The sequence below is a fragment of the Klebsiella sp. C360 genome (assembly GCF_048822415.1).
GTDB classification, from domain to species: Bacteria; Pseudomonadota; Gammaproteobacteria; order Enterobacterales; family Enterobacteriaceae; genus Klebsiella; species Klebsiella quasipneumoniae.
Genome location: NZ_JBMEZZ010000003.1, coordinates 272,646 through 287,570, shown reverse-complemented (window position 1 = coordinate 287,570; position 14,925 = coordinate 272,646). Strand labels below are relative to the sequence as shown.

The 14,925-nt window shown below is 60.5% G+C and carries 15 protein-coding genes and 1 pseudogene; 11 read left to right on the top strand and 5 right to left on the bottom strand.

What is annotated here, in order from left to right:
• The first annotated feature begins 49 nt into the window (after nt 1-49).
• Nucleotides 50-1,066 carry a zinc-dependent alcohol dehydrogenase family protein gene (locus ACOI7D_RS10275; protein ID WP_203283518.1) on the top strand — a complete coding sequence of 339 codons (1,017 nt, stop codon included), beginning with the start codon at nt 50-52 and terminating at the stop codon, nt 1,064-1,066.
• Between the two features lie 47 nt (nt 1,067-1,113).
• Here ACOI7D_RS10275 and ACOI7D_RS10270 read toward each other — a convergent pair whose 3' ends face one another.
• Complete coding sequence (locus ACOI7D_RS10270; RefSeq protein ID WP_023289965.1) at nt 1,114-1,749, bottom strand: carbonic anhydrase; 636 nt, start codon at nt 1,747-1,749, stop codon at nt 1,114-1,116.
• A 249-nt stretch (nt 1,750-1,998) separates the two neighbouring features.
• Between ACOI7D_RS10270 and ACOI7D_RS10265 the strand changes: the two genes are divergently transcribed.
• Nucleotides 1,999-2,628, top strand: a complete 630-nt coding sequence (locus ACOI7D_RS10265) for a LysE family translocator (protein WP_032453132.1) — start codon at nt 1,999-2,001, stop codon at nt 2,626-2,628.
• Between the two features lie 3 nt (nt 2,629-2,631).
• Here the strand turns inward: ACOI7D_RS10265 and ACOI7D_RS10260 are convergent, their stop codons facing one another.
• Nucleotides 2,632-3,402, bottom strand: a complete 771-nt coding sequence (locus ACOI7D_RS10260) for a DeoR/GlpR family DNA-binding transcription regulator (RefSeq protein ID WP_032453133.1) — start codon at nt 3,400-3,402, stop codon at nt 2,632-2,634.
• Between the two features lie 90 nt (nt 3,403-3,492).
• Between ACOI7D_RS10260 and ACOI7D_RS10255 the strand changes: the two genes are divergently transcribed.
• From ACOI7D_RS10255 to ACOI7D_RS10215, 9 genes are all read left to right on the top strand, one after another.
• Nucleotides 3,493-3,876, top strand: coding sequence for a VOC family protein (locus tag ACOI7D_RS10255; protein WP_032453134.1), 384 nt, complete (start codon nt 3,493-3,495; stop codon nt 3,874-3,876).
• 31 nt (nt 3,877-3,907) lie between these two features.
• Nucleotides 3,908-4,591 (top strand): CatA-like O-acetyltransferase, family 1, encoded by a 684-nt coding sequence (locus tag ACOI7D_RS10250; protein ID WP_044523595.1) that lies wholly within the window; start codon nt 3,908-3,910, stop codon nt 4,589-4,591.
• Between the two features lie 344 nt (nt 4,592-4,935).
• Entirely contained in the window at nt 4,936-6,639 is a 1,704-nt protein-coding gene (locus ACOI7D_RS10245) for an ABC transporter substrate-binding protein (protein WP_109547252.1), read from the top strand.
• 44 nt (nt 6,640-6,683) lie between these two features.
• Nucleotides 6,684-7,643 carry an ABC transporter permease gene (locus ACOI7D_RS10240; RefSeq protein WP_008804589.1) on the top strand — a complete coding sequence of 320 codons (960 nt, stop codon included), beginning with the start codon at nt 6,684-6,686 and terminating at the stop codon, nt 7,641-7,643.
• Nucleotides 7,640-8,590, top strand: a complete 951-nt coding sequence (gene opp4C / locus ACOI7D_RS10235; protein ID WP_072421577.1) for an oligopeptide ABC transporter permease — start codon at nt 7,640-7,642, stop codon at nt 8,588-8,590. Before ACOI7D_RS10240 ends, opp4C begins: the two co-directional genes overlap by 4 nt.
• A complete protein-coding gene (locus ACOI7D_RS10230) occupies nt 8,587-9,567 on the top strand; it encodes an ABC transporter ATP-binding protein (protein WP_109547251.1) in 981 nt (326 codons plus the stop codon). Before opp4C ends, ACOI7D_RS10230 begins: the two co-directional genes overlap by 4 nt.
• Nucleotides 9,564-10,535 carry an ABC transporter ATP-binding protein gene (locus ACOI7D_RS10225; protein WP_109547250.1) on the top strand — a complete coding sequence of 324 codons (972 nt, stop codon included), beginning with the start codon at nt 9,564-9,566 and terminating at the stop codon, nt 10,533-10,535. Before ACOI7D_RS10230 ends, ACOI7D_RS10225 begins: the two co-directional genes overlap by 4 nt.
• 367 nt (nt 10,536-10,902) lie before the next feature.
• Complete coding sequence (locus tag ACOI7D_RS10220) at nt 10,903-11,436, top strand: anti-virulence regulator CigR family protein (protein ID WP_023289974.1); 534 nt, start codon at nt 10,903-10,905, stop codon at nt 11,434-11,436.
• A gap of 119 nt (nt 11,437-11,555) precedes the next feature.
• Nucleotides 11,556-12,044, top strand: coding sequence for a DinB family protein (locus tag ACOI7D_RS10215; protein WP_032453143.1), 489 nt, complete (start codon nt 11,556-11,558; stop codon nt 12,042-12,044).
• 8 nt (nt 12,045-12,052) lie between these two features.
• Here the strand turns inward: ACOI7D_RS10215 and ACOI7D_RS10210 are convergent, their stop codons facing one another.
• The 3 genes and pseudogenes from ACOI7D_RS10210 to ACOI7D_RS10200 all read right to left on the bottom strand — a co-directional run bounded on the left by ACOI7D_RS10210 (nt 12,053) and on the right by ACOI7D_RS10200 (nt 14,818).
• Nucleotides 12,053-12,190, bottom strand: coding sequence for a hypothetical protein (locus tag ACOI7D_RS10210; RefSeq protein ID WP_229583961.1), 138 nt, complete (start codon nt 12,188-12,190; stop codon nt 12,053-12,055).
• Between the two features lie 822 nt (nt 12,191-13,012).
• A pseudogene (locus tag ACOI7D_RS10205) lies at nt 13,013-13,126 on the bottom strand (LuxR family transcriptional regulator); the annotation flags it as partial.
• Nucleotides 13,127-13,285: 159 nt separating this feature from the next.
• Entirely contained in the window at nt 13,286-14,818 is a 1,533-nt protein-coding gene (locus ACOI7D_RS10200; RefSeq protein ID WP_050533368.1) for an MFS transporter, read from the bottom strand.
• Nucleotides 14,819-14,925 lie beyond the last annotated feature (107 nt).

The window sequence follows — 14,925 nt, the reverse complement described above, 5'->3', positions numbered from 1 at the left end:
AGCCGATGACGGGCCAATACTTAGCGCATCCCCTGGAAAAGAGAGCCCCATGATGAAAGCCTGGATCGTCAACAAACCCGGTTCGCTGGACAATCTGCAGCTTGTCGATCTTGCCGACCCCGGCGCGCCGGCGGCAGGCGAGATCCGCGTAGCGCTACACGCCACCTCCCTGAACTATCACGATTTGCTGGTAGCGACGGGGGTGATTCCCACTGCCGATCGGCGGATCCTGATGGCTGACGGCGCGGGGGTGGTCGAAGCGGTTGGCGCCGGGGTCAGCGAGTTTCAGTCAGGCGACCGGGTGGTCGCTGGCTTTTTCCCGCAGTGGCTGGATGGCCGTCCGGGCCCGCAGGTGAAGGACTTCAGCCAGACGCCGGGCGACGGCGCCGAGGGGTTCGCCTGCCAGTATGTAGTCAGACCGGCCAGTCATTTTACCCATGCGCCTGACGGATGGCGCTTCAGGGAGGCGGCGACGATCACCACCTCCGGCCTCACCGCCTGGCGCGCGCTGGTGGTGGAGGGGCGGCTAAAAGCGGGCGATACGGTGCTGACGCTCGGCACCGGCGGCGTGTCGATAACCGCCCTGCAGCTGGCGAAAAGCATGGGCGCGCAGGTCATCGTCACCTCCTCATCCGATGAAAAGCTCGCCCGCGCGCGCGCCCTGGGGGCTGACCATCTCATCAATTACCGCACCACCCCGGCCTGGGGCGCTACGGTGCAGGACATCACCGGTCATCGCGGGGCCGATATTATCCTGGAGCTCGGCGGACCGGGCACCCTGGGCCAGTCGTTCGAGGCCGTCAGTGTTGGCGGACACATCGCGCTGATCGGCGTCCTGACTGGCTTCGAAGGTCATGTGCCCACCCATCTGCTGATGAGTAAACAGGCCCGACTGCAGGGGCTGGTGGTGGGTCATCGCCGGCAACAACAGGACTACGTCAACGCGCTGAACCTGCAGGCGTCGCGGCCGGTCATCGATAAAGTGTTTGATTTTGCGGCCTTACCAGACGCCTTCCGCTATCTGCAAAGCGGCGCCCATTTCGGCAAAATTTGCGTGGAGTGGTAGTGGTGAGGAGATGAGATGAACAGGGCCTCCATGCCCTGGGAACGGCTTTATTCGAAAAAGACGTCCGGATTTTCCGACAGCGAAACAAAGGATTTGGTGTTTTTATCCAGCGCCTGAATCTCGCCGCTTTCAATGTCATAGAACCAGCCGTGCAGGCGCAGGGTCTGGTCGCGAAGACCGACCGCCACCGACGGATGGGTTTTGATGTTGTTCAGCTGAGCGATGACGTTTTCCTGCACCATGCCGTTGACCTTATCGGTTTCGCTGGCCCAGGTTTTCTTTTCCACCACCGCTTTCGCAGCATCAGCGTAGCGCAGCCAGTGAGACACTGCCGGCATCGGCTCCAGGCACTGGCAGGTGGCGATCGCTTTCATCGCCCCGCAGTTAGAGTGACCGCAGATCACGATATCCGTCACGCCCAGCGCAACCACGGCATACTCAATGGTCGCGGATACACCGCCCGGCTCCGGCCCGAAAGACGGCACGATATTCCCGGCATTACGAATAACAAAGAGCTGTCCCGGCTCCTGCTGGGTAACCAGTTCCGGCACCAGACGGCTGTCAGAGCAGGAGATGAAAAGCGCTTTGGGATTCTGGCTGGAGGCCAGGCTGCGGAAGAGCTCTTTACGCTGGGGGAAGATCTCTTTCTGGAAGTTGAGGAAGCCCTCAATGATATGTTGCATAGCAGTGTCTCTTCTCTGTAGTTATTACGGTATGACAAAGATCACAGTTATTCAGTTTACCATCGCTGACAGGAATGGGAATCGTTATTCAAACAGTTGCGCAGAAATCGCGCGCCGCGGATGCCCGTTCAGCCTCGCCTTTTCCACAGGGTTTTCACGTGCTTTCCTGAGCCAGTTTGTTACTCTGTTTGCTCGTACCGTCCCCACGTTGCCGACCGCCTGCCGGCGGCGGACATACCAGGAGTTGCTATGTTCTTATCCAGCCTGATGGCCCTTGCCGCGGTGCTGATCATGGGGGTGATCAGTCCCGGCCCGAGCTTTATTTTTGTCGCGCGCAATGCGGTCGCCCGCTCGCGCCTGCACGGTCTGGTGACCGCCCTGGGCACCGGCGCCGGCGCCGCCATTTTTTCTATTATGGCGATGCTGGGCCTGCAGAAGGTGCTCACCGCGGTGCCGGAGCTGTTTATTGGCTTGAAAGTAGCGGGCGGGCTCTACCTGTTATGGTTGGGCTATAAGATTTTCCGCGGTTCGGCGCAGCCGATGGATTTTTCCGCCAGCGGCATGGACGGCAACCGTTCGTTGCTGAAGACTTTCCGCGACGGGCTGTATACTCAGTTGAGCAATCCCAAAACCGCGCTGGTGTTTGCCTCGATTTTTACCGCCGTGCTGCCGGCGCAGATCCCCACCGCCTTCTATTACATCGTGCCGCTGATGAGTTTCCTGATTGACGTCAGCTGGTATTCGCTGGTGGCGCTGGTGCTCTCCGCTGATCGTCCGCGTCGGGTCTACCTGCGGCTGAAGCGGCGAATCGATATCGCCACCGCGACGGTGCTGGGGGCGCTGGGACTGCGGCTTATCGCCACCTCCCTCACCCGCTAGCGGCTACACGGTATGGATGCGAATATCGTGTTGCTGAAAGGCAACGCGATATTCGCGACTGATGTTCTCCTCCACCACCAGCACATCGATATCGCTGCTCGCGGCCACCACGAATCGCGCCACCGCCGGAATTTTATCCGAGGTCAGGCCGATGATAATTTCGCTGCACTGCTTAATCACCGCTTTCTTAAACTCGCAGTCGGCATAGTCAAAGCCGGTCAGGCCCGACTCTGGCGCCATGGCGCAGCCGCCGATAAACCCCTGGTCGAATAACATCCCCTGCACCTGAGCCACCGCCGCGGCCCCAACGCAGCCCCCGCTCGCCCGCTGCACCTGGCCGCCGAGCATCACCACCTCGTAGAGCGGCTTTTTCACCAGTACCGCGGCGATCTCCGGAGAGTTCGTTACCACCGTCAGCGCCAGCTCGGCGGGCAGCGCCTCGGCCATCGCCAGATTGGTGGTGCCGGTATCAATGAAAAGGATGCCGCCGGGTTTCACCAGCCGGGCGCACTGCTGCGCGATCCTGAGTTTTGTTGCTCGGTTTTTATCTTTCCGTTCACTGTAATCTCCCGCTTCCGGCAGGCTCAACACCGCCCCGCCGTAGACTTTTTTACAGACGCCTTCGCGGCTAAGCTCATGCAGATCGCGGCGGATGGTGTGCTCAGACACCTGAAGACGCGCCGCCAGCTCCGCACACACCACCCTGCCGTTTTCCTGCAGGATCTGGCAAATCAGCGCTTGTCGCTGTTGAGGAAAAGCAGCATAATCGAGCAAAGAAACTCCTTAAATCATCATAAACGAGCAACAGCAAGCATGATCGTCTGCCCTGCCGTGATTGTCAATGTTCCTGCCCGGAGGTTTACCATGAAAATTGCCCATTTCGCCCTGTGGACCCAACGGCTTGAGGCTCAGGCCCGCTTCTGGGTCGAGTTCTTTGCCGCCAGCATCAATGAAAAATACCTCAGCCAGACCAATCCCGGCTTTGCCTCCTATTTTGTCACCATCGACGACGAGGTGGTGATCGAGCTGATGACCAAGCCTGGCCTGCAGCAGGCCAGCGCCGATAATAACCATACCGGCTGGGCGCACCTGGCCCTCTCGGTGGGCGGCGCAGAACAGGTCGATGCCCTTGCCCAGCGCGCCGGCGCGGCGGGAATACTGGTTTCACCGCCGCGCACCACCGGCGACGGCTATTATGAGGCGGTGATCGCCGATCCCGATGGCAACCTGATTGAAATCGTCGCATAGTCAGCAGACCGCCAGCCATAAGGAGGCATCCATGGCACATTACCGGATCATCGACACCGCGGCCTGGCCCCGCCGGGACCATTTCACCTTTTACCGACAATTTGCCAACCCCAGCTTTAATCTCTGCGTTCCGATAGAGGCGCAGCGCCTGTACGAATGTGCGAAGGACCGTCGGGTCTCGTTTTTTCAGCTCGCGCTCTATGCCCTGCTGCGCGCGGCTAACGGGGTACCGCAGCTCCGACAGCGCATGCGCAATGGCGAGGTGATTGAATATGACAGTCTGGCGGTCATGACGCCGGTGATGACCGTCGAGGAGGGCTTCCGCCAGGTATGGTGCGACAACGCTCCCGAGTTCACCACCTTCAGCGCCGCGGCAACGCCAAAGATCGTCGCGGCAAGAGAGACATCGCCTGCGCCGCTCATCGTCGATGGCGAACATTTTATCTGCGCCAGCTGTCTGCCGTGGCTCCACTTCACCTCGATGACCCATGCGGAATACGCGGTGGGCGCCGCGGTTCCGGCGCTCACCTGGGGGAAACTGCAGAACGGCATGATCCCGGTGGCCGGGCGATTTAACCATGCCTTCGTCGACGGTCTCCACGCCAGCCGCTTTTATGCCCTCATCGAAGAGGGGTTTCGCGACCCCGAGCGGCTCTGGCAGCCGCTAGCCGCAACCGCCCCCTCACTGCTTCCCCCTGCGGCGAAGGAGCGTTAACGTCTGCCCGGAACCGACCGTCACGGTGCCTTACGCCGTACACGGCGGTCGGTACGGGTCCACTCTCATCGTTCTCGCCCATCCGGCGAATACCGCGCAGGTGTGACGCCTGTTCAGAACCTCGCGATGGAAAGGCTGGGTCGCGGATAGCATGCTGGCCCACTCTCATCGGGCAGCGGAAACCACTGCTTCATAGCCAAAGAATGGGATTATATTGCCGAACCTTTGCTAAGGATAATTGGTTATAAATCATAGCGTTTCAGTGTTAGACAGGGCGGAGTGCGCCTCTTATCTTTCGTCATGAATTGTAAATCACCACGCAATCACTTGATGAGGTAGCACTTTTGTCCAGATTACAACAAGGATTAAAAACCAGAAAAACCCGCTTTGCCCTGGCGCTAAAAGTGGCCCTGCTCGGCGGCGTGGTAGCATTTTCTTCTGCCGTCTTTGCTGAGGGTCTCCTGAAAGAAGGCATCACCCCGGCCGCCGACGCCAGTCAGATCCCGGCCAGCGCTAAGCTGCGCAAGGACACGGTAGTGGCCGGGATCGCCGAGCCGCAGGGGATCTTCAACCCCTACTTTTTCGTCAACGGCTGGGATGAAAACGTCACTAACGTCATTTTTTCACGCCTGATCGACTGGGACAGCCAGGGCAAGCTGGTCCCGGGGCTGGCGGAGAGCTGGACGGTCAGCCCGGACAATAAAGTCTATACCATCAAATTGCGCCCTGGCCTGACCTTCAGCGACGGTTCACCGCTGACGGCGGAAGATGTTGCCTTTACCCTGACGGTCCTGCTCGACCCCAAATATGATGGCGATACCGACATCACTCTGGCCAATATCGCCGGCGGCGCAGAATACAAAGCCGGCAAGGCTGACCGTGTCAGCGGTCTGAAGGTCATCGACCCGCTCACCCTGCAGGTGACCACCACCCAGCCAGGCGCCACCACGCTGGCCAAAATTGGCGGGCCGGTGTTGTCGAAAGCCTGGTACGGCAAAGGATATCAGCGGGGAAATCTCGACTATCTGCGCTCACTGCACGGCAAGCCGCTGGGCAACGGCCCTTACGTGTACGATACCTATATTCCCGGTCAGGAAATTCGCTTCCATGCCAATAGCCACTTTTACCGTGGGACGCCGCCAACGCCACGTTTTATCTATCGCGTAACCAATCCGTCGACCAACTTCCAGCTGTTCCAGACCGGGGAGACCGACTACGACGCCTTTACCTCACGTCCTGACGATATCGAACAGCTGAAGATGCTCGGCTTCGCCAACATTAACCTTTACGGCTCCAGCGACTACAGCCAGGTGGAATTCAACGTTCATCGCCCGGCGCTGCAGGATAAGCGGGTGCGCCAGGCGCTGATTTACGGCCTGGACCGGCAAAAGCTGATCGACGTGGTCTATCAGGGGTACGGCAAAGTCGCCATCGAGCCGATCGCCCCTATCTCCTGGGCCTTTAACGCAGAAGGCGTCAATCCTTACTCTTACGATCCGGCGCAGGCGAAAAAGCTGCTGGATGAGGCCGGCTGGAAAGCTGGCGCCGACGGTATCCGCGTCAAAGAGGGCCAGCGTCTGGAGCTGACCCTGCTGGTGAGCAAGAAGGTGCTCAACGATGCGTTGATCCCCATCGCCAAAGAGAACTGGCGGCAGATCGGCGTGCTGCTTAAGCCGCAGGTGGTGGATTTCAACGCCCTGATGGCGCAGCGCAAAGCCGGAAATTACGATCTGGCCTCGTTCAGCACCAGCACCCTCAACGACCCGCACGATGGGGTATGGGATTTCTACAGCAGCGAAGCGAAAGCGTCCGGCTACCACAACGCGGAGGTCGATAAGCTGATTAACGCCGGCAACGCGGTGCTCGACATCGAACAGCGCAAGCCGATCTATCACCAGCTGTACAAAGTGCTGGCCGACGATCCGCCGGTGATCCTGCTCGGCTATCGCAACATTCTTTCCGCCAGCAGCGCCCGCGTCACCGGCTTTAAACCGGATATCTACAACGGCCTGACCGGCAGCCTGCCGGATGTGAAAATCGTCAAGTAAATCCCCTGGCCGCCGGGTTAACCGGCGGCTGATGCGAGATCGTCATGAAAAATTTCATCCTGAGGCGCCTGCTGCAAACGCTGCCGATGCTGCTGCTGGCCTCGTTCATTATTTTTATGCTGTTTGCCAAAACCCCCGGCGACTTTATCGATGGCAATATCACCCTGACCGCCGCCCGCGCCGCGGAGCTCAAGGCGATCTATGGCCTCGACCAGCCGCTGTTCACCCGCTATCTCCACTGGCTGGGACAGCTGCTGCGCGGCGATTTAGGCTTTTCGCTGCAGTATCAGATCCCGGTCAGCCAGCTGCTCAACCAGTACATCTGGAACTCTTTTCTGCTGGCCAGCGTCGCGCTGGTCTTTTACTGGGGCATTGGCCTGGCGGTCGGCGTGGTGTCAGCCCTGCGACCCGGCTCCTGGTTTGATCATCTGGTGAGCGTCGCGGTGTTTGCCGCCATGTCGTTCCCCACCTTTTTCCTCTGCCTGCTGTTGATTAAATGGTTTGCCGTCGATCTCCACTGGCTGCCGGTAGGCGGGATGACCAATACCGGCAGCGACGAGAGCGGCTGGCAGTATGTGCTGCAGGTGGCGGCCCACCTGGCGCTGCCGGTGCTGGCGCTGGTGATGCTGCAGGCGGGCAGCCTGACGCGCTATGTGCGCGCCAGTATGCTCGACGTGGTGAAAATGGATTTTATCCGTACCGCCCGCGCCAAGGGGTTGCAGGAGCGCACGGTGATCCTCAAACATGCGCTGCGCAACGCCCTGCTGCCGATCATCACCCTGCTGGGCTTCGAGCTGCCGGGGCTGTTCTCCGGGGCGATCATTACCGAAAAGGTATTCAACTGGCCGGGGGCGGGCCACATCCATATCGACTCGCTGGCCGCCCGCGACTATCCGGTGCTGATGGGGTTCACCCTGTTTCTGGCGGTGCTGACGATCGTCGGTAATTTGCTCGCCGACGTGCTGTACGCCTGGGCCGATCCGCGTATTCGGGTGAGGTCATGATGATCCTGTCTTACTTTGCTTCCCGTCGTCGCCAGCGGCAGGCGGCTATCCCGGCGCTGGCGCACATTACCCCCTCTCCCTGGCGCCAGGGGTGGCGACAGCTGCGCCGTAACCGGCTGGCCATGTTCTGCCTGATCCTGCTGGCGGTCATGGCGGTGTGGTGCGCGCTGGGGCCCGTCTGGTCGCCGTGGAAAGAGGATGCCACCGACGCCCTGAGCATCAACCAACCGCCCGGTGCCGAACACTGGCTGGGGACCGATTTCCTCGGCCGTGATGTTTACACCCGCCTGCTGCTGGCCGGGCGCATCTCGCTGATTATCGGCCTGCTGACCATGGTGATGTCGGTATTCCTGGGCTATCTGCTCGGCGCTCTCTCGGGGTATGTCGGCGGGTTAACCGACAGAGTGATCATGCGCGTGGCCGACCTGGTGATGACCATCCCCGGATTGCCGCTGTTGATCGTCGCCGGGGCGATGCTTTCCGAGCTCGATTTTTCTCCGGACTCGCGCATCTATATGGTGGTGGTGATGCTCAGCCTGCTGGAGTGGCCCCGACTGGCGCGGCTGGTGCGCGGACAATGTCTCTCCCTGCGCGAACGCGATTTTATGCTGGCCACCCAGGTGCTTGGCCTGTCGGCGCGTCGCCGGCTGTTTGGCCACCTGCTGCCGAATACCATTCCGATTCTGGTGGTGATGGCGACCATGGCTGTCGCCAACGCCATCCTCAGCGAATCCGCGCTGAGCTATCTCGGCCTCGGCGTGGTGCCGCCGACGCCGTCGTGGGGCAATATGATGGACGCCGCCAATAGCCTGATCGATTTCCAGCGCCGTCCCTGGCTGTGGATGCCGCCAGGGATCGCCATCTTTATCACCGTGATCGCCATTAACGTGCTGGGCGATGGCCTGCGCGACGCCATGGATCCCAATATGAAACCGAGGCTGAAATGAGCATACCGTTAGTCTCCTTTAATCATCTCTCCGTCTCTTTCGCTGGCGAACGCCATCGCGTGCGCGCGGTGCAGGACGTCTCTTTCACGATTCAGGCCGGGCAAACCGTTGGCGTGGTGGGCGAGTCCGGCTGCGGCAAAAGCGTCACCGCGATGGCGCTGATGGGCCTCCTGCCGCCGCAGACCGCGCGCATCGACGGCGGCGAGATCCGTTTCGCGGACCGCGATCTGCTGCGGCTAAAACCCAGACAGATGGCCGACCTGCGCGGCCACCAGCTGGCAATGATCTTTCAGGAACCGATGTCGGCCCTGAACCCGGTGTTGACCATCGGAGAGCAGCTGTGCGAACCACCGATCCGCCACCTCGGCGCCACGCCGAAAGCCGCCTGGCAGCAGGCTACCCGGCTGCTCAACGAGGTCGGCCTGGCGCGCGGCGACAGCCTGATGGTCAGCTATCCCCACCAGCTTTCCGGCGGCATGCTGCAGCGGGTGATGATCGCCATGGCGCTGAGCTGTCAGCCCAAACTGCTGATCGCCGACGAACCCACCACCGCGCTTGACGTGACCGTGCAGGCGCAGATCCTGCGCCTGCTGCGGGACCGGGCGCGGGCCAGCCAGATGGCGATGATGCTGATTACCCACGACCTGGGGGTGATCGCGCAGATGGCCGAGCAGGTAGTGGTGATGTATGCCGGACGGATTGTGGAACAAGGCGCCACCGCGGAGGTATTACGCCATCCGCAGCACCCTTATACGCGTGGGCTCATCGCCTCCCGCCCGGTGCCGGGCGAGCGGCGTCGGCGGCTGTACTCGATTCCCGGGCAGGTGCCGGATCTGGCCGCCCTGCCGACGGGCTGCGCCTTTGCCGGGCGCTGCGAGCGGGCGACGCCGCGCTGCCGGGAGGCGATTCCGCCGCTGCTCGGCGAGCGCCAGCGGGCCGCCTGCTTTTACAGCGAATTTGCGGAGGCGACAGCATGAGCGAACGCTATGTTATTGAAGTGGATGGATTGAAAAAATATTTTCCGCTGCGCGACGGCCTGTTTGGCCAACAGACCGGCGAGCTTCGCGCGGTGGACGGCGTCAGCTTTAACATCCGTCCGGGCACCATTTTTGGCCTGGTGGGCGAGTCCGGCAGCGGGAAAACCACCGTCGGCCGAACCCTGCTTGGCCTGTACGAGAAGAGCGCCGGCAGCGTGAAATTTCACGGTCAGGAGCTGGCCGACCTGACCGCGCCAGCCCTGCGCGCCATTCGGCCGAGGATGCAGCTGGTATTTCAGGATCCCTACAGCTCGCTGAACCCGCGGCTGCGCATTGGCGAGGCGATAGGCGAAGCTATGCTGCAGCACAAGCTCTGCGCCCGCGATCAGCTGTATGACCGGGTGATCGACGTGATGAAGATCTGCGGCCTGGCGCCGGAACACTACGCCCGCTTCCCGCATCAGTTTTCCGGCGGCCAGCGCCAGCGGATCGGTATTGCCCGGGCGTTGATCCTCAACCCGGATTTTATCGTCGCCGATGAGCCCATCTCGGCCCTCGATGTGTCCATTCAGGCGCAGATCATCAATTTGTTTTCCGACCTGCGCGACGACCGCGGCGTCACGTTTCTGTTTATCTCCCACGACCTCGGGGTGGTGGAGCATCTATGTGACGATGTGGCGGTGATGTATCTCGGGCAACTGGTGGAAAGCGCCAGCCGCGATGCGCTGTTCAGCCGCCCCCTCCACCCCTACACCCGCGCGCTTCTGGCCGCGGTGCCGACCCTCGACCCGCACAGCGAACCGCAGGCGCTGGTGCAAGGCGAGATCCCGGATCCGGTCAATCCTCCCGCCGGCTGCCGTTTTTCATCCCGTTGCCCGCAGGTCGGCGAGCGGTGCCGCAGAGAAGCGCCGGCGCTGCGCGAGGTGGCCCCTGGCCATCGGGTCGCCTGCCATTGGATCGCGTCCTGAGCGCGGTGGGCCGGGTTATTTATTTCTAAACAAGCGGCCGATTGTGCGCAGCGGCGCCAGGATTTACTATCCGCTCCGTCTTGTGAGACGCGTTATGAATGAAGCGTAATATTTTTATTCATTTTTGCCCGATGGCTTCGGGCATTTTTTTGCGACACGCCCGGGAGCGATCCTGCCGGCGACACATTTAGCGGGGCGCGGTCGCCCGTCTGTCAAAACGCAGCAATGGAACTGCTCGTCCGCGCCCCGCTATCCCTTTGTGACCTTCCCGTGAAAACCCGGCAAAAAATAAGACTATATGAGATTGCCTGGGGCATAGCTTTATCTTATTTTTTATGCGTGTACTCCACATTAAGGAATCAAGATCATGCTTAAGCGTCGCACTATTAAAACAGCACTGGCGGCGGTTATTTCTCTCGCCGTCATGGCGGCTCCGGCCTATGCCAACCCGGGTAACGGCAATGGCAATGGCGGCGGCGGTGGTAATCACGGGAACAGTGGTAACCATGGCAATAGCGGCAATCATGGTAACAGCGGTAACAGCGGCGACCATGGCAATAAAGGACAAAATAAAGGTCAGTCCAATGACGATCATGGCAACCGCAAAAACTACGGCAAGCCCGACCACGTCGACAGCGATATTAGCTTCTCACGGGCGCGCTCCCTTGCGGTGAACTACGGTCTGGTCGGTTATCAGGCGCTGCCTCCGGGTATCGCCAAAAATGTCGCCCGCGGCAAACCGTTACCTCCGGGTATCGCGAAAAAGACCCTGCCCGCTTCTATGATTAACGACCTGCCCTATTATCCGGGCTATGAATGGCGCGCGGTCGGCGATGACCTGGTGCTGGTCGCCCTGAGCACCGCCATCGTTACCGCCGTGATTAACGGTGTGTTTGACTAAATCACCTGCTGATTAAAAAGCCTCGCCCCGGCGAGGCTTTTTTGTGCCTGGCGCGGGAGAGTGACAACTCGCTGGCATCATCGCTAAGATAATGGCTTACAACCAACCCGGGACCGACAATGGACAAAGACACCGTAGTGACGCTGTTGAAATACAAGCGCTGGATTGACCTTGCCACCTTGCAGGCGATCCGCGCGATAGACGGTACAGTACATGGCGAAAAGCGTCACCTGACCCTCCGGCTGATGAACCATATCCATGTCGTTGACATGATTTTCCGGGCGAATCTGCGCGGCAAGACGCACGGTTACACCGCGCTGAATACCCCCGGGACGCCAACCGTTGATGAGCTGGAAACGGCCATGACCGCCTGTACGGACGAATACATTCAGTACGTCAGCGCCATGACGCCCGCCGATTTCCACGAACGTATCGCCTTCAAATTTGTCGACGGCGGCGACGGCAATATGACCGCGATGGAGATGCTGAATCACATGCTCTTTCACGGCGCCTATCACCGCGGCGCGGTAGGCTGGATGATTGGCGAATGCGGCGGCGTGCCGCCGAAAGAGGTACTGACCGTTTTCCTGCGCGACCATCATTCCTGAGCAAGCTGTCAGCCGTGGATCGCGCGGATGATCAGCAACAGTTCTGCCTGATTACGGGTGTGGGTTTTCCGGTACAGGGCGCTGAGGTGGGTTCTGATGGTGGCAATAGATACGCCCAGATGTAAGGCGCACTCATCCGGCGTCATGCCCCGCACCAACAGCTCCGCCACTGCGTTCTCGGCAGGCTTGACGTTAAACAGCTCCATCACGGCGCTGCCGGTGAGAAACGGCTCGGGAATAATCACGCAGGCCACCCCGGCAAGGCGGGCCGCCGGGATCACCAGGATCGGTTTCGGCTGGCACCCGGCGGTATAGCACAGCCCTGCCCTTGGCGGCTCTGCCGTTCGGGTGGCCAGCTCGATAGCCCGTTTCAGTTTTTTGCTGTCGGTATCAAGGCACAGCGTATCGCCCCCGCTGTACCAGGAGAGGCGGGCGTTGGCGCGCAGGTAGCGTTCGGCATGCGCGCTGGCGTAGAGAATGTTACCGCCATGATCCACCAGCCATACCGGGTAGATCCCATTGTCCATCACCGCGCTCTGGTATTTTATGGTGTCCCGCAGCTGTTCAAACCGGGCGTGTAGCTGGCAGGCGGTTTTTAGCGCCGGGATCAAGCGCCTGAACAGCTCAAACTGCGCCGGCTGCGGATAAGCTGCCGTATTGGCCGTCATCAGTGACAGATAGGTGGCATAGCCATTGAGGGTGCACAGCTTGACGCTGGTAAGATTATTCAGATCGTTGGGGTGATGAAACTCATTGTAATAGACGCTGCCGGCAATAAACTTATCGCCTAAATACTCGCGGTCCCGGTACATCTGCCCGACCGGTAACGCGGTCAGTATTTTTTCGGCGGGATCGATGGCCAGAAACACGTCGCGATAGGCGGTGAAAACCTTCTCCTCCAGCAGGAGTGAATCGGTCAGCAGGTGCGCGTTGCCTTTATCGTAGAACAGAAATGCCGCGTACTGATGGCCGGTGAGGAACGCCAGTTTCTGCAGCGCCGATTTCCACAAATCAGGATCCAGGGTGGCCATCAGCACCGTTTCAAGGATCTCGATGTAAATCAGTTCCGGATCGCTCGCCATACCGCCACCTGTGAGTCACTGTTTCCGCTGCCGGAGCGGCGCATGTGGCCGCCCTAATCAGCATAGTTCCGCCAGAGAAACAATGACAGTCCCGGTTCGCTGAGCAGACCGGAAAAGGCGATTGCCGGGAGCGTGACGCCAGTGCACCGTCATGGCGGTTCAGGATCCGCTGTGGCGGGTCTGGATAGCGCCCCCCTTGCGGCATAGCGTCCGCCAGACCATCAGGGCGCACAGCAGGGTGACGACCGCCAGCCCGCTAAACAGTACCGTATAAGCAGTGTCATAGCTCTCGCGCAGCGCCCGAAGGGAAAAGTCAGGCAAAAGCGCAGCCGCCTGCGGCACATTACCAGCCCCCAGCCAGCCTGCGGCGCGGTGAATCACCTCGGGCGCATACCCGTGAACGCGACTCTGCAGAGTCAGGTTATTGCTTGCCGTTAATACCGCGGTGACGACCGCCAGGGCGATCCCCTCGCCGGCAACGCGAACGGTGTTGAACAGGCCTGCCGCCATACCGGCTTTGGCGACCGGCACTGCGGATATCGCCAGGCCATCCATCAATCCCCAGGGAAGCGCCGCCCCCGCCCCGCACAGGATCAGCGCCAGCACCAGCTGCGGGAGGCGGTGGCTGTGAAAAGCATCGCCCAGCAATAGCAACCCGACGGAGGCAATCATCAGCCCCCCCGTGGCCACCTGCCCCGGTGAAAACCAGCGGGTGAGCAGGGCCGCAACGGATGGGAAAATCAGCATCGGCGCGGTCAGCGCCATCAGATACAGCGCGCTCTGCGACTCACTCATCCCCTCTCCGCCCATAAAATGCAGTGGAACGATAATCAGCAGGACAACGTAGCAACAGCAGGTGGCGACAGGCAGCAACAGTACGCCGACAAAACGCGGATGGCGCAGCAGGGTGAGTTCCAGCACCGGGTTGTTCACTCTTCGGCAGCGCACGGCAAACGCAACGAACAGCCCCCCCGATACGATGAACAAGGCCAGCGTGGTCAGCGATAAAAAACCGCGGGCCGGAATGACCATCAGCGAGGCAGTGAACAGCATCAGGGCCAGCGTAAACAGGGTTAAGCCGAGATTGTCGGGTGTCCGCGGCTCGCTTTTTTCTGCCGCGGGCAGATACGCCAGACCGATAAGCAGAACCATCGCCGAGAGCAGCGCAAACAGGGCGTATACGCCGCGCCAGCCCACCGCGTCGATCATGAAGCCGATCAGCAGCGGACCGAACGCCAGGCCGGCGCCGAACACCGTGCCCAGGATGCTAAATGCCCGCGTCCGCTGAGCGCCGTCATACAGTTGGGCCAGCGCCGCACTGCCGCTGGCTAAAATCATCGCCGCGGCCAGACCTTGCAGAGCCCTCAGCGCGCCTGACAGGAAGAGATCGTCCGTCAGGCAAAACAGCAGACTGCTCAGGCAAAACAGCGCGGCGCCGGCGAGAAAGATGCGTTTTCTGTCAATGGCATCCGCCGTCACGCCAGCGGCCAGCAAAAAGCTGCCGAAGGTCAGCATAAAGCCATTGGTCAGCCACGACAGCGCAGCGGGAGAGCCGCCCAGCGACTGCTGTATCGCCGGGGTGGTCATGACGCCGCCGGTAAAACTTAACGGCAGCAGCGTGGCCGCCATAAAGACAGAAAGCGCGGCCAGGGCGCTGGCGGATCGGGAATGTGTTCTGGCGGTGAGTAACATCAGGCGGCCCTCATCAGTCGGCAAGGAAGGAATGAATAAACTGCCGCCATCCTATTGCGGATGTTAATGCCGATAAATAGACTGAAAATATCTTCTTAAGAGATATA

Excerpts from the sequence above, each read along its gene's own strand:
- ACOI7D_RS10275 (WP_203283518.1), top strand. The coding sequence starts at position 50 with ATGATGAAAGCCTGGATCGTCAACAAACCCGGTTCGCTGGACAATCTG.
- ACOI7D_RS10270 (WP_023289965.1), bottom strand. The coding sequence starts at position 1,749 with ATGCAACATATCATTGAGGGCTTCCTCAACTTCCAGAAAGAGATCTTC.
- ACOI7D_RS10265 (WP_032453132.1), top strand. The coding sequence starts at position 1,999 with ATGTTCTTATCCAGCCTGATGGCCCTTGCCGCGGTGCTGATCATGGGG.
- ACOI7D_RS10255 (WP_032453134.1), top strand. The coding sequence starts at position 3,493 with ATGAAAATTGCCCATTTCGCCCTGTGGACCCAACGGCTTGAGGCTCAG.
- ACOI7D_RS10250 (WP_044523595.1), top strand. The coding sequence starts at position 3,908 with ATGGCACATTACCGGATCATCGACACCGCGGCCTGGCCCCGCCGGGAC.
- ACOI7D_RS10240 (WP_008804589.1), top strand. The coding sequence starts at position 6,684 with ATGAAAAATTTCATCCTGAGGCGCCTGCTGCAAACGCTGCCGATGCTG.
- opp4C (WP_072421577.1), top strand. The coding sequence starts at position 7,640 with ATGATGATCCTGTCTTACTTTGCTTCCCGTCGTCGCCAGCGGCAGGCG.
- ACOI7D_RS10230 (WP_109547251.1), top strand. The coding sequence starts at position 8,587 with ATGAGCATACCGTTAGTCTCCTTTAATCATCTCTCCGTCTCTTTCGCT.
- ACOI7D_RS10225 (WP_109547250.1), top strand. The coding sequence starts at position 9,564 with ATGAGCGAACGCTATGTTATTGAAGTGGATGGATTGAAAAAATATTTT.
- ACOI7D_RS10220 (WP_023289974.1), top strand. The coding sequence starts at position 10,903 with ATGCTTAAGCGTCGCACTATTAAAACAGCACTGGCGGCGGTTATTTCT.
- ACOI7D_RS10215 (WP_032453143.1), top strand. The coding sequence starts at position 11,556 with ATGGACAAAGACACCGTAGTGACGCTGTTGAAATACAAGCGCTGGATT.
- ACOI7D_RS10210 (WP_229583961.1), bottom strand. The coding sequence starts at position 12,190 with ATGACGCCGGATGAGTGCGCCTTACATCTGGGCGTATCTATTGCCACC.
- ACOI7D_RS10200 (WP_050533368.1), bottom strand. The coding sequence starts at position 14,818 with ATGTTACTCACCGCCAGAACACATTCCCGATCCGCCAGCGCCCTGGCC.